Annotated in this window: 11 protein-coding genes; all 11 read right to left on the bottom strand. The window is 43.4% G+C overall.

The genetic code is table 11. The annotated features are described in order from the left end of the window. From H5180_RS17685 to rsmH, 11 genes are read right to left on the bottom strand one after another with little or no spacing between them, the layout of a single operon-like run. Complete coding sequence (locus tag H5180_RS17685; RefSeq protein WP_145236888.1) at positions 1 to 921, bottom strand: D-alanine--D-alanine ligase; 921 nt, start codon at positions 919 to 921, stop codon at positions 1 to 3. Then, positions 918 to 2,357: a UDP-N-acetylmuramate--L-alanine ligase gene (gene murC, locus H5180_RS17680; protein WP_259399590.1), complete on the bottom strand. Its 1,440-nt coding sequence runs from the start codon at positions 2,355 to 2,357 to the stop codon at positions 918 to 920. Before murC ends, H5180_RS17685 begins: the two co-directional genes overlap by 4 nt. A 9-nt stretch (positions 2,358 to 2,366) precedes the next feature. Further along, positions 2,367 to 3,476 carry an undecaprenyldiphospho-muramoylpentapeptide beta-N-acetylglucosaminyltransferase gene (gene murG, locus H5180_RS17675; protein ID WP_182758743.1) on the bottom strand — a complete coding sequence of 370 codons (1,110 nt, stop codon included), beginning with the start codon at positions 3,474 to 3,476 and terminating at the stop codon, positions 2,367 to 2,369. Further along, the gene (gene ftsW, locus H5180_RS17670; protein ID WP_182718050.1) at positions 3,473 to 4,648 is read right to left on the bottom strand and encodes a cell division protein FtsW; all 1,176 of its coding nucleotides are present in this window, start codon (positions 4,646 to 4,648) and stop codon (positions 3,473 to 3,475) included. Before ftsW ends, murG begins: the two co-directional genes overlap by 4 nt. Beyond that, on the bottom strand, positions 4,645 to 5,970 hold the full coding sequence (gene murD, locus H5180_RS17665; RefSeq protein ID WP_182758742.1) for a UDP-N-acetylmuramoyl-L-alanine--D-glutamate ligase: 1,326 nt from the start codon (positions 5,968 to 5,970) through the stop codon (positions 4,645 to 4,647). Before murD ends, ftsW begins: the two co-directional genes overlap by 4 nt. Then, positions 5,971 to 7,053, bottom strand: a complete 1,083-nt coding sequence (gene mraY / locus H5180_RS17660; protein WP_145236872.1) for a phospho-N-acetylmuramoyl-pentapeptide-transferase — start codon at positions 7,051 to 7,053, stop codon at positions 5,971 to 5,973. Next, on the bottom strand, positions 7,047 to 8,435 hold the full coding sequence (murF, locus tag H5180_RS17655) for a UDP-N-acetylmuramoyl-tripeptide--D-alanyl-D-alanine ligase (RefSeq protein WP_182758741.1): 1,389 nt from the start codon (positions 8,433 to 8,435) through the stop codon (positions 7,047 to 7,049). The genes mraY and murF overlap by 7 nt, the downstream gene beginning before the upstream one ends. After that, entirely contained in the window at positions 8,432 to 9,937 is a 1,506-nt protein-coding gene (gene murE, locus H5180_RS17650) for a UDP-N-acetylmuramoyl-L-alanyl-D-glutamate--2,6-diaminopimelate ligase (RefSeq protein ID WP_182758762.1), read from the bottom strand. The genes murF and murE overlap by 4 nt, the downstream gene beginning before the upstream one ends. Continuing rightward, the gene (locus H5180_RS17645) at positions 9,930 to 11,747 is read right to left on the bottom strand and encodes a penicillin-binding transpeptidase domain-containing protein (protein WP_182731646.1); all 1,818 of its coding nucleotides are present in this window, start codon (positions 11,745 to 11,747) and stop codon (positions 9,930 to 9,932) included. Before H5180_RS17645 ends, murE begins: the two co-directional genes overlap by 8 nt. After that, the gene (gene ftsL, locus H5180_RS17640; protein WP_145236863.1) at positions 11,744 to 12,070 is read right to left on the bottom strand and encodes a cell division protein FtsL; all 327 of its coding nucleotides are present in this window, start codon (positions 12,068 to 12,070) and stop codon (positions 11,744 to 11,746) included. Before ftsL ends, H5180_RS17645 begins: the two co-directional genes overlap by 4 nt. After that, positions 12,067 to 13,005: a 16S rRNA (cytosine(1402)-N(4))-methyltransferase RsmH gene (gene rsmH / locus H5180_RS17635; RefSeq protein ID WP_182758740.1), complete on the bottom strand. Its 939-nt coding sequence runs from the start codon at positions 13,003 to 13,005 to the stop codon at positions 12,067 to 12,069. The genes ftsL and rsmH overlap by 4 nt, the downstream gene beginning before the upstream one ends.

Genomic DNA, 13,005 nt, shown 5'->3' with positions numbered 1-13,005 from the left:
TTAAAGCGTTTGCTCCAAAATGCGAACAACTAATTGCTCAAAGCTTGCACCATTTGCTTTAGCAGCCATTGGCACTAACGATTTTTCAGTCATTCCTGGTACTGTGTTTACTTCTAACAAATAAAAGTTACCGTCTGCATCTTGCATTGCATCAACACGGCCCCAACCACTGGCACCCACTAGCTCAAATGCCGCTAAAGCCATTGCTTGTAAATGCGTGGTATCGCTAGCTGATAAGTCTGCTGGGCAATGATATTGCGTGGTATTTGACTGATACTTTGCTTGGTAATCATAAAAACCATTTGGGGTGGTCATTTCAATTACTGGCTGTACCTCATCGCCTAGTACAGTGATTGTAAATTCGCGCCCTGTTATCCACTGCTCAACCAGTACTTGGCTGTCAAACTTAAACGCTTCGGCTAAAGCAGCTTCAAGCTCTTGCGCATTATTTGCTTGCGCCATACCAATGCTAGAACCTTCGTGCGACGGTTTTACCATCACTTTTTTCAGTTCATTCATTATCGCTGTCGCATCAAAACCACGTTTGCTATCCACCACCGCATAAGGCGCAGTGCTCAAGCCCGCAGATTTAAATAAATGCTTACAACGTATTTTATCCATCGCCAATGCTGAGCCTAATACGTTACTGCCAGTGTATGGCAACCCCATAAACTCAAGTGCACCTTGAATAGTACCGTCTTCACCACCGCGACCATGCAGGGCGATAAATACTCGTTCAATGCCGAGTTCTTTTAATTGCCATAACGGTTGCTCTTTTGGATCAAAGCCAATGGCATCAACGCCCGCATTTTGTAATGCGTTCAATACCGCTTGGCCTGATTTTAGTGATACTTCGCGCTCAGCTGAGTGTCCACCAAACAACACTGCCACTTTGCCAAACTGTGTGTTTAATTGCGTCATACCTTTACCTGCTTAAGTTGCTCAATCGACAGCGATGTCGCCGCGAGTTTTTTTACTAATTGACCAATATTACCAGCACCTTGGGTTATAACTAAATCATTATCTTGTAACGTATCAGCTAATACTCCAGCTAGTTCAGAGCTACTTGCAACATGCAGTGGTTCTTTACCGCGTTGACGTAAGCTGCGACATAAACTTTTACTGTCTGCGCCAATAATTGGCTCTTCACCAGCGCCGTATACATCAAGCAATAATAACTGATCAACATCGGCTAACACTTTTACAAAGTCTTCATATAAATCACGAGTACGAGTAAAGCGATGTGGTTGATAAATCATTACTAAGCGTTTATCAGGCCAGCCTTGGCGAATTGCCGCTATAGTCGCTGCAACTTCTGAAGGGTGATGACCATAATCATCCACCAGCATTACTTTGCCACGTTCGTTTTCAAAATCGCCATAATGCTGGAAACGACGTCCGATACCTTCAAACTGTTGCAATGCTTCTAAAATCGCGTGATCAGCTATTTGTTGATCTTTTGCAACAGCAATCGCTGCAGTAGCGTTCAATGCATTATGTTTACCTGGCATATTTAAATGCACAGTTAATTCATCACCTTGCTTAGTGCGCACTTTAAACTGACTGGTATTTGCCGTTTGGCTAAAATCAGTCATGCGGTAATCGGCGTCGCTCGATTCACCATAAGTGATCACAGGACGGCCAAATCGCGGAATAAGCTCAGCTGCCACTTCTGAATCGATACACACCACAGCAAGGCCATAAAAAGGCAGGTTATGAATGAAATCCACATAAGTGTCTTTCATTTTTTCTAAGCTACCGCCGTAGGTATCCATGTGATCTTCTTCAATATTAGTGATCACCGATACCATAGGTTGCAAATGCAAGAATGACGCATCACTCTCATCAGCTTCAGCAATTAAAAAATCACTTTTACCGACTTTTGCGTTACTACCCGCACTATTAAGTAAACCACCAATAATAAAGGTTGGATCCAGCCCTGCTTGAGCATAAATACTCGCGATCAAACTAGTGGTGGTGGTTTTACCATGAGTGCCAGCGATAGCAATACCGTGGCGAAAGCGCATTAGCTCGGCCAACATCTCGGCACGGCGCACAACCGGAATACGTGCCGCCTTAGCTGCAATAATCTCAGGGTTAGTTTCATCAATTGCACTTGAAACCACCACTACATTGGCATCTTTAACATTACTTTGATGATGGCCAATAAACACTTCAGCGCCAGCTTGGATCAAACGTTCGGTCATTGCACTATGGGCAATATCAGAGCCTGTAATACGATATCCTTCAAATGCGAGTACTTCGGCAATACCGCCCATTCCTGCGCCACCAATACCAATAAAGTGGATAGTGCTAATTCGGCGCATTGCCGGGCGAGTGCTCTTGTGTGTTGACATTTGTTTCACTTAATTATCTCTTTTTTCTGTTACTTGCAGCGCTGACAAGGGGACACCTGCGGCATCCATACAATGCCATGCGACATTGGCAGTAGCTTCTAGTGTCGCCAATTGCTTAGCATTGCCTGCAAGTTCACTGATTAATGCTGGTTTGGCTAAATACGGGCGTAATAGTTCAACAATACTGTGTTGATTGAACTGCCCCTGTGGCATTAATAATGCCGCATTGCCATCAACTAAAAATTTTGCATTCGCAGTTTGATGATCGTCAACCGCATGCGGAAACGGCACAAACACGGCCATTTTTCCTGCAGCAGCAATCTCACTTACGGTTAACGCCCCCGCGCGGCAAATTACAATATCTGCCCAGCCATAAGCCGTATCCATATCATCAATAAACTCAGCCACCTTAGCTTGTTCAGCACTAAAACCTTGCTGCTGATATGCCTGTGTTACTGAGCTTAAATGACCTTTACCGGTTTGATGCCATGTATTGATCTGAAACTCTTCACTGAGCTGTTTAAATGCTGCTGGCAAAGTTTGGTTTAGCACCTGCGCACCTAACGAGCCACCAACGACCAACACATTAACCGGACTTGATACTTCCCGCATTGCCACATTTGCTACGCTGGCTCGTACCGGATTACCAACCACGTCACTGTATCCAGAGGCAAATGCTTGCGGAAATGCAGCCAACACTTTATTGGCAAACTTGGCTAAGTACTTATTACTCATACCGGCAACTGCATTTTGCTCATGGATCACCAGTGGTATACCTAAGCTTTTTGCGGCAATGCCAGTCGGCCCAGTAACATAGCCGCCCATTGCTAACACAACATCAGGTTGTTGTTTTTTCAATACTTTGCGTGCTTGTAATATGGCATTAATCACCATAAAAGGGGCTTTGACTAAACGTGCAAGGCCATTGCCACGTACACCTTTAACATTAATAAAATCAATCTCAATATTATGCTTTGGTACAACCTGCGCTTCCATTCGATCAGCAGTGCCAATCCAACTCACTTGCCAACCTTGTTGCCTTAAGTGATCAGCCACAGCTATGCCGGGAAAAATATGCCCGCCAGTACCGCCAGCAACAACGACTAATTTTTTATTCATCGCTTGCCTCCACCGGATGTTGCTTGTTTAGTGGCCATTTTGGTTTCAAAATCCACGCGTAATAAAATACCTGCCGCAATAGTCATGATAAGTAAACTTGAGCCACCATAAGATACAAACGGCAAGGTTAAACCTTTGGTTGGCAAAATACCGGCACTCGCCCCCACATTAACCATGGTTTGAAATGCAAACCAAATACCTATTGCGAATGCAAAGTAACCTTCATATTCTTTGCCACATTTAAGTGCTTGCTGACCAATTAACAGTGCTCTAAACACCAAAGTACCAAACACCATTAAAATACTGACGATACCGATAAAACCTAACTCTTCGCCAATCACCGCAAAAATAAAGTCATTATGGGCCTCAGGTAAATACTGCAATTTTTGCACACTATTACCTAAACCTTGGCCAAACCAACCACCTTGGCTATATGCCATCAGCGATTGTACTAACTGGTAGCCTTTACCAAATGGGTCATCCCATGGCTCTAGAAAACCGACCACCCGCGCCATCCGATATGGCTCAACAATAATGAGCAATACGACTAAGCCTACGCCTGTTAATATCAAGGCAAAAAACTGCCATAACTTAGCCCCAGCTAAGAACAATAAGCCTACGGTAGTTACAAACATCACCACCACAGTGCCTAAATCGGGCTGTAATAAAATCAACAATGCGTAAACTGCAAACACCGCGATTGGCTTAGCAAAGCCTTTGATGTTTTCTTGAACTTCCTCACGTTTACGCACTAAGTAACCGGCGATATAACTGAAAAAGAATAATTTAGCCGCTTCAGCGACCTGAAAGCCCACCGGACCTACTGGGATCCAACGTTTTGCGCCATTCACTTCACGTCCAACGATTAACACCACTATCAGTAGCGCCATGCCAAACAGTAATAAGTAAGGATTCGAGCGTTTCCACCAAGTCATTGGTACACAACAGGTGATCCAAAACAGCACAAAGCCCATCGCCAAAAACATGCTGTGGCGAATAATAATATGATAGGGATTGTTAAATAAGCGATCAGCGGTCGGCATCGACGCACTCGTCACCATCACAAACCCCAAGCCAATTAGCATGATCACACAATATAACAGTGGCACATCGTATAACTGCGCCGAAGGCTTAGGAGTCAGGGTGTCACGAATATTAGCTAAAGCAATCATACTGCCTCCGCTAATACGCATTGACTAAAGTGCTCACCACGTTGCATATAATTGTTATACATATCAATACTGGCACATGCAGGTGCAAGCAACACAATATCGCCCGCAGTGGCAAGTTGCTTGGCAAGCATCACCGCTTGCTGCATATTTTCTGTTAAGTGGCCTTTGTCAGTCAACGCAACCAGTGCTTTGGCATCTTTACCAAAACAAATAAGCGCTTTAACTTGCTGTTGTAAATACGGCTTTAAGCTATCGAGATCGGCGCCTTTGGCATCGCCTCCGGCAATCACCACTAGTTGCTTGGCCTGATCGGCTAAACTTTCTATCGCCGCAATGGTGGCCCCGACATTCGTAGCTTTAGAGTCATTAAAATATTTAACCCCCGCTTGCTCGGCAACAAACTGACAACGATGCGCCAAGCCAGTAAATTGGCTAAAAGCTTGTGCAAACTGACTAGCACTGATATCGAATGGGCTCAATAATGCCATAACCGCTAACGCATTTAGCCGATTATGACGACCAACTACGGCCAAGCTACTAACAGGCAATAGAGCTTTGCCTTGATAACTAAAGTAACTGTCACCTTGATACGTCATTAAACAATAATCCGCATTTTCTAAGCCAAAGCTTAATTGCGGCATTGTTTTTGTATACGTTGCTGGGTCAGTCTTATTTACTATAGCCAGCGCGGCATTAGCATAAATCGTTTGTTTTGAATCAATATAGGCTTGGTAGCTCGGGTAACGGTCTAAATGATCTTCCGACACATTAAGTACCGTAGCGCTAACCGGTTTTAAGCTTTGCATCGTATCGAGCTGAAAACTCGATAGCTCTAATACGTAAACATCAAAATCATCAGCTAATAAATCCAGTGCGGCAGTACCAATATTTCCGCCAAGTCCGACTTTATAGCCAGCCGTTTTCAATACTTCATAAGCCAACGTAACGACAGTCGATTTACCGTTAGAGCCTGTTACAGCCACCACCGGCTTGTCTGTTAAACGAGCAAATAACTCAATATCACCAATCACTTCAACACCCGCTTGCATTGCTTGTGCAACTGCTGGAAGTGTTAAACTTAAACCGGGGCTGATGATGATCATATCAGCGCTTTCAAGCTGTGCAGTTGCCAAATCACCAAACTGCGTCGTTAAATTTGGCGCATGTTGTTGTAACCAATCACAACCGGGCGGTGATTGGCGACTATCAACTACATTAGGCGTTAAACCTTGAGATAATAAAAAACGCACAATGCCCAGACCGGTTACACCGAGTCCGAGCACTGTAATATGTTTGTTTTTCATCTCGTTTAAATACGTCATTTACCTGATCTTTAATGTTACTAGGCCAGCTAACACTAGCACGATAGAAATTATCCAAAAACGCACGATAACTCGTGGCTCAGGCCAGCCTTTTAATTCGTAATGATGGTGGATTGGTGCCATTCTAAAAATCCGTTGGCCACGTAATTTATAAGAGCCAACTTGCAAGATAACCGACAGTGCTTCCATCACAAATACACCGCCCATAATGATTAAAATTAACTCTTGGCGAACTAATACAGCAATAATACCCAATGCTCCACCAAGCGCTAATGAACCAACATCACCCATAAATACTTGTGCTGGGTAAGTGTTAAACCATAAAAAGCCTAATCCGGCACCAACAATGGCGGTACATACCACAACCAACTCACTGGCCAATGGTAAATGTGGAATATGCAAGTAAGCTGAGAAATTCACGTTACCTGTTAAGTAAGCGATAATAGCCAATGCTGCTGCCACTAAAATAGTCGGTACAATGGCCAGACCATCCAAGCCATCGGTCAGATTCACAGCATTTGACGTACCCACCACTACAAAGTAAGTCATAACTATGTAAAACAAACCTAGTTGCGGTAATACATCTTTAAAAAACGGCACTACTAATGATGTTTCGTTGGCATGATTAGCAGTAAAAAATAATGCGCAGGCAACCACTAAGGCAATCACTGACTGCCAAAAATACTTCCATTTAGCAATTAACCCTTTTGGATCTTTGCGGATCACTTTACGGTAATCATCAACAAAGCCAACAATTCCCAATGAGCCGATCACAAACAAGGTAGCCCATACATATTTATTCGCTAAATCAGCCCACAGTAAAGTACTGGTAAAAATAGACGCTAAAATTAACAAGCCTCCCATGGTTGGGGTGCCCTTTTTCGATAAATGCGACTCAGGGCCATCGTTACGAACTACTTGACCAATTTGCATTCTTTGCAAAGCACGGATCAACTTAGGCCCAAAATACAATGAAATTAATAATGCCGTTAAAATACCAAATACAGCGCGAACGGTTAAATACGAGAACACATTAAATGCACTGTAATATTGTGTTAAATACTCAGCCAGCCAAACTAACATTGAGATACTCCATTGCGGCCAGTTTGCTGGCTGTTAACTAAATCTTGTACTAATAATTCCATGCGAGAACTGCGTGATCCCTTCACGACTATGGTGGTTTTTTGTGCTAAGTCAGTTAACTGTGCTTGTAATTGTTGCAACAGTTCCTCGCGGCTTGAAAAATGCCGCTGTGGTTTAGCAAATTCATCACTGGCGTATTGACTCAATACACCTAAGCTATACAACTCATCAATACCTTGTTGTTTGGCATAGGCGCCAACTTGTTGGTGATAAAGCGCAGCTTCTTCACCAAGTTCTCCCATATCACCTAACGCTAAAATACGCTGACCTTGTATATCACTAAGTAAATCAATCGCGGCTTTAACCGATTGCACATTGGCATTATAAGTGTCATCAATCACGGTTAGTGTTTCATTGACTTGAATAATGTTTACTCGGCCTTTTACTTCAGCCATGGTTGCTAGTGCCATTGCCACCGCCTCAAGACTAACGCCAAATTCACAGGTTAATGCAGCTGCTATAAGGGCGTTTGTAACATTGTGACGACCTGGTAATGAAAGCTTAACGGGTACTCGCTGCTGCTTGGTACAAATATAAAAAGAAGCATGAGCTTGTTCATCGAGACTGACTTCTTCTGCCCAAATATCTAGTTGTTCAGTGCTTGAAAAACGTTTTACACTGCGCCCTTGTAACTTAGTAAGCCAACCATCACTGAATTCGCTGTCACAGTTAACTAGCGCAATGCCATGCTCTTTCAAACCATCGTAAATTTCACTTTTAGCCGTTGCTACACCCGCAAGAGAGCCAAAACCCTCAATATGCGCAGCTGCCACATTACAAACAACGGCAACATCTGGCTTAGTCATCGCCGTGGTGTAGGCAATTTCACCAATATGGTTAGCGCCAAGCTCAATCACCGCATATTTGTGCTGCGGTTCTAGGCGTAACAAGGTTAATGGGACGCCAATATCATTATTAAAATTACCTTTGGTCGACAGTACTTCACCGTGAGGAGCTAAAATAGCTGCGCACATTTCTTTTACTGTGGTTTTACCGACACTGCCTGTAATTGCGATAGTTTTTGGTGCCACACTGGCCATTACCGCAGCACCAATTTCGCCTAGCGCAATACGCGTATCCGTAACTAAAAACTGAGGAATATCAACGGCAACTTTTTGACTTACAATAGCGGCTATTACGCCTTTGTCTTTCGCTTGTTGTAAAAATTGATGGCCATCAAAATTAGGGCCTTGTAGGGCTAAAAATACTTCTCCTTCGCATACGGTGCGAGTATCGGTATTAATATTTTTTACTGTTTGATTATCACCTTGATAATCAGTTGCTAACACATTTGCTAGCCAATCAAAATCCATTGGGATCATAACTGCGATCCTCTTATTTGTTGTTCTTGTGGGTCTAGCTTTTGCTTTTGTTGTAAGTGCTGCTGGACAAATTTACGATCGCAAAAATCTATCCGTTGCGTACCAATTATTTGATAATCTTCATGGCCTTTACCTGCAATAAGCACTACGTCATTGGCATTTGCGTTATCTATTGCAAAGGCAATAGCATGAGCACGGTCAGCTTCTAAGTGCGCACGGTCAGGCTGGCTTAAACCAGCAGCAACATCTTTAATGATCTGCCATGGATCTTCGCTACGCGGGTTATCACTAGTAATAATTACTTTATCAGCATTTTGCTCAGCCGCTTGGGCCATCATTGGTCGCTTGCCTTTATCACGGTCTCCGCCGCAACCAAATACACAACTTACGCCACCGGGCACATGTTGTTGCAATGCTTGCAATGCTAAAGCTAACGCATCTGGCGTGTGAGCATAATCAACAATACAGGTTGGTTGGTTTGGCGCGCTAAATGCTTGCATGCGTCCAGCAACTGGTTGCAAGCTTGCACAACCCGCTGCCAGTTGATCTAATGGGTAACCTAAACCAAGTAAAGTTGCGATTGCAGCCGCTAAATTATATAAATTAAATTCGCCAAACAGCGGACAGGTAATAGCAATATCACCCCAACTTGTCGTCAACTGTGCCGATATACCGGTTTTATGGTAAGAAACATCAGTGAAGTATACAAACTTAGCACCTTTTGGCTGCAAGTTTTTATGGCCATAACACACTAAGTTATTAAAATCGTATTGTTCTAACCATTGCTCTACTTGGTTATCATCTTGATTTAGTACCACCAGCTGCGCGTCAAAATCTCGCATTAGCATTAACTTTGCATCGGCATAACTGGCCATATCACCGTGGTAATCTAAATGATCGCGCGATAAATTAGTAAACACAGCAGCTTTAAAGTGCGTTTTCGCAACACGCTGCTGTACCAAACCATGTGATGACACTTCCATCGCCACCAGTTTGTTATTGTCAGTGGCAAGTTGCGCTAATATTCTTTGTAAATCAACACAAGACGGTGTGGTATTGATTAACTCAGTTAAACTTTCTGGTTGCCCATACCCAAGCGTACCGATAATCGCTGATTGGGTGTCGCAAAACTTAGCTAAATGAGCAATCATCGCAGTGGTAGTTGATTTACCATTGGTGCCAGTAACACCTACCACATCTAATTGTTTACTTGGTTGCTGATAAAAATGACTCGCTAATGCGGGCAATTTCTTATTCAAATCGGAAATTAAATAAAGCGGCTCAAAATCACATTCAAACTCACATAAACGATCAGCAATTACTGCGACAGCACCATTTGCAATCGCTTTATCTATAAATTGTCCGCCATCTAATTGATGACCTTTAATTGCTACAAAGACATCCCCAGGGGTTACATCTCGACTATCTAAACGTAAGTGCCTTACTAATAAGCTTGTTGCTGCTACTTCTATTTGTTGTAAAATTATTTTTAAATCATGCATCATCATCTATGCCCTTCACGTAGGCAACCGAGCCTTTGTCTGGTGCCACGTTTAAAATTCTTAACGCATTGGAGATTATTTCTGCAAACACTGGTCCTGCAGTTGCACCGCCATAATAAACATCTCCACCGGGCTCATTGATCATTACAACAACAGCTAAACGTGGATTACTCGCAGGTGCTATACCAGTAAAGTAACCTACATACTCATCACCATAACCACCTGCGGCAGCTTTTTTAGAGGTACCCGTTTTACCCGCAGCACGATAACCATCAACTTTTACCCGGCTCGCTGTACCACCTTCTTCAAAAACGCTTTCCATCATATGCACAACCGCTTCAACATCTTTTTGTTGAAAAACACGCTCGCCTTCAGGGATTGAATCTTGCTTGAGGATGGTCAATGGTCTATTGATCCCGCCGGCACCTAACATGGCATAAAAACGCGCCATTTGTGCGGTGCTTACAGCAACGTTATAACCAAAAGAAAGTGCTGCAATTTCATGGTCAGACCAACGTCGATTCGGATAAAACAAGCCACTACTTTCACCAACCATGCCGGTGCCTGTATCTGAACCAAAGCCAACCTTTTGGAACAAGCCAACAAAGTAATCCTTCGGTACATCTTGCGTTATTTTTGTCACCCCCATGTTACTGGAGTACTTTAAAATTTCACGTAAGGTCATTTCACCATGGTTACGCGAGTCTGTAACTAACGTACCACCAATGCGCATCCAGCCTGGGTAAGTATCAATTTTATCATCCGGTTGGATTGAGCCGTAGTCTAACCCAGCTAATATGGCTAGAGGCTTAACGGTTGAACCTGGTTCGAACAAATCCGTGATCGCTCGATTTCGGCGTTTATGCGGGGCTGCATCATTTAAATTATTTGGATTAAAAGACGGGCTGTTAACCATCGCTAACACTTCACCAGTTTTCACATCGACCACCATCGCAGAGCCAGACGTTGCTTTGTAGGTTAGAACTGCTGATTTTACTGCTTTATAAGCAATCGCTTGAATGCGTTGATCAATACTTAAATGAATACTTTCAGGCTCGATCCGTTCACGTTCATCAAGCACTTCAACTTCACGACCCTGTGCATCTTTGCGAATTGTGCGACGACCTTCAACGCCAGTTAATGCGTTTTCGTAAAGCTTCTCTATGCCTTCGATACCTTTGCCATCAATATTAGTAAAACCAAGCACATGTGCGGTAACTTCTCCGGCAGGATAATAGCGTTTTGATTCATCTAATAGATGAATACCAGGCAGACGTAAGTCGCCAATATAATTGGCAACGGCAGGGGTTACTTGGCGTTTTAAATAAACAAAGCGGCGACTGGCATCATCCCGCAAGCGACCGTTGATTGTTTTCGGTTCAATACGCAGTACGTCGGCAAGTTCACGCCAACGCAAATCATTTTTGTAGTACAACGCAATACGCTGTTCAAGTAGCGCGGTATTTTCTGCAAGAGCATTCTCATCTTCGCCATTTTTACGCGCTTGCTTGAGCACTTTAGCACGCAATGATTTATGCAATGCTTTAGGATCCGCATACACGCTTACCACAGGCACACTAACTGCAAGTTCTTTACCATGACGGTCAAAAATCATCCCGCGTTGCACATGCAACTTTTCCACGCGCACAGTACGTTTATTACTTTCTGAACGGGCTTTATCAGGCTCGATAACTTGTAAATAAGCAGCACGAGAAACTAAAGTAACAAAAACCAGCAGCACTACAGAGCACACCAGCATAAAACGCCATGTGATCAAACTATTAACTGGTTTTTTCCCTCTACTTCTCATGGTAGTACTATCACCTGTTCGTCTTGGCTTGTGGACCGTTTCATCTGAAGTTGCTCGATAGCAATTTCTTCAATGCGTGCATGTTGCGAATAAAACTCTTCTTCAACTAATAGGTAACGCCATTCTAAATCGAGTTCATCTCGCTGTTGTAACAACTGATCTTGCTCAATCAGCTCTTGGCGAGCAAAGTGAGTGACCTGCACCACACTCAAACTTGATGCGAATATCACAACCAACAAGGCCGAGGTTAGCTTATTAGCTCCTAGGCCTTTGATTATTTCTAAAAATAAATTGGGTTGTCGATGATTCGCTTTAGGCTTCATCCCAACCTCTGTGCCACCCTAAGTACTGAACTGCGTGAACGTGGGTTACGGTCAACTTCAGCTTGGCTTGGCTTAATAGCTTTACCCACTGCCTTTAACGTCAGATTTTTATTTATTTGTGCATCAGTTAAAGGCAGACCTCTGGGTAATGCCACTCCCTTACTCTGTTTTTTAATAAACTGTTTAACAATACGATCTTCTAGTGAATGAAACGAAATCACCACTAACCGACCACCGGGCTTTAGTACACCCAGCGCAGCTTGTAATGCCGTTTGAATCTCTTCCAATTCACTGTTGATATAAATACGAATAGCTTGGAAAGTACGCGTCGCAGGATGTTTGAATTTGTCTTTTACTGGCACTGCTTCGTCAACTAAATCAGCTAGTTGCTTAGTTGTTGTAATCGGCGTATGTGCTCGCACTTCAAGCACTTTATGTGCAATACGACGACCAAATTTTTCTTCGCCATAAGTTTTGATCACATGAACAATCTCCTCCAGCTCGGCTTCAGCTAACCACTGCGCAGCACTGCGGCCGCTGGTAGGATCCATGCGCATATCAAGCGGGCCATCTTTCATAAAGCTAAAACCACGCTCGGCATCATCTAGTTGTGGTGATGACACACCGATATCTAATAAAATGCCATCTACTTTTCCTAATAGATCGTTTTGCTCTGCCACTTCGTATAAATTAGAAAAGCGAGTATGGGCAATGGCAAAACGACTATCATCGGCAAACTTTTCGGCAGACTTGATCGCTTGTGGATCTTGGTCAATAGCTTGTAATCGACCATATTCACCAAGGCGCGCCAAGATTTGTCCAGAATGTCCGCCTCGGCCAAATGTACCATCCATATAAATACCGTCTGGCTTAATTGCTAGACCTTCGATGGTTTCGTCCATTAGTACGGAAATATGTTCAAATTGCGCTGTCAT

The sequence above is a fragment of the Pseudoalteromonas sp. SR41-4 genome (assembly GCF_014163985.1).
Classification (GTDB): Bacteria; Pseudomonadota; Gammaproteobacteria; order Enterobacterales; family Alteromonadaceae; genus Pseudoalteromonas; species Pseudoalteromonas rhizosphaerae.
The sequence above is the reverse complement of the archived record's forward strand: the minus strand, read 5'-3'. Positions and strand labels throughout refer to the sequence as shown.

Coding starts and splice junctions, on each gene's coding strand:
- H5180_RS17685 (WP_145236888.1), bottom strand. CDS start 921: ATGACGCAATTAAACACACAGTTTGGCAAAGTGGCAGTGTTGTTTGGT.
- murC (WP_259399590.1), bottom strand. CDS start 2,357: ATGTCAACACACAAGAGCACTCGCCCGGCAATGCGCCGAATTAGCACT.
- murG (WP_182758743.1), bottom strand. CDS start 3,476: ATGAATAAAAAATTAGTCGTTGTTGCTGGCGGTACTGGCGGGCATATT.
- ftsW (WP_182718050.1), bottom strand. CDS start 4,648: ATGATTGCTTTAGCTAATATTCGTGACACCCTGACTCCTAAGCCTTCG.
- murD (WP_182758742.1), bottom strand. CDS start 5,970: ATGACGTATTTAAACGAGATGAAAAACAAACATATTACAGTGCTCGGA.
- mraY (WP_145236872.1), bottom strand. CDS start 7,053: ATGTTAGTTTGGCTGGCTGAGTATTTAACACAATATTACAGTGCATTT.
- murF (WP_182758741.1), bottom strand. CDS start 8,435: ATGATCCCAATGGATTTTGATTGGCTAGCAAATGTGTTAGCAACTGAT.
- murE (WP_182758762.1), bottom strand. CDS start 9,937: ATGCATGATTTAAAAATAATTTTACAACAAATAGAAGTAGCAGCAACA.
- H5180_RS17645 (WP_182731646.1), bottom strand. CDS start 11,747: ATGAGAAGTAGAGGGAAAAAACCAGTTAATAGTTTGATCACATGGCGT.
- ftsL (WP_145236863.1), bottom strand. CDS start 12,070: ATGAAGCCTAAAGCGAATCATCGACAACCCAATTTATTTTTAGAAATA.
- rsmH (WP_182758740.1), bottom strand. CDS start 13,005: ATGACAGCGCAATTTGAACATATTTCCGTACTAATGGACGAAACCATC.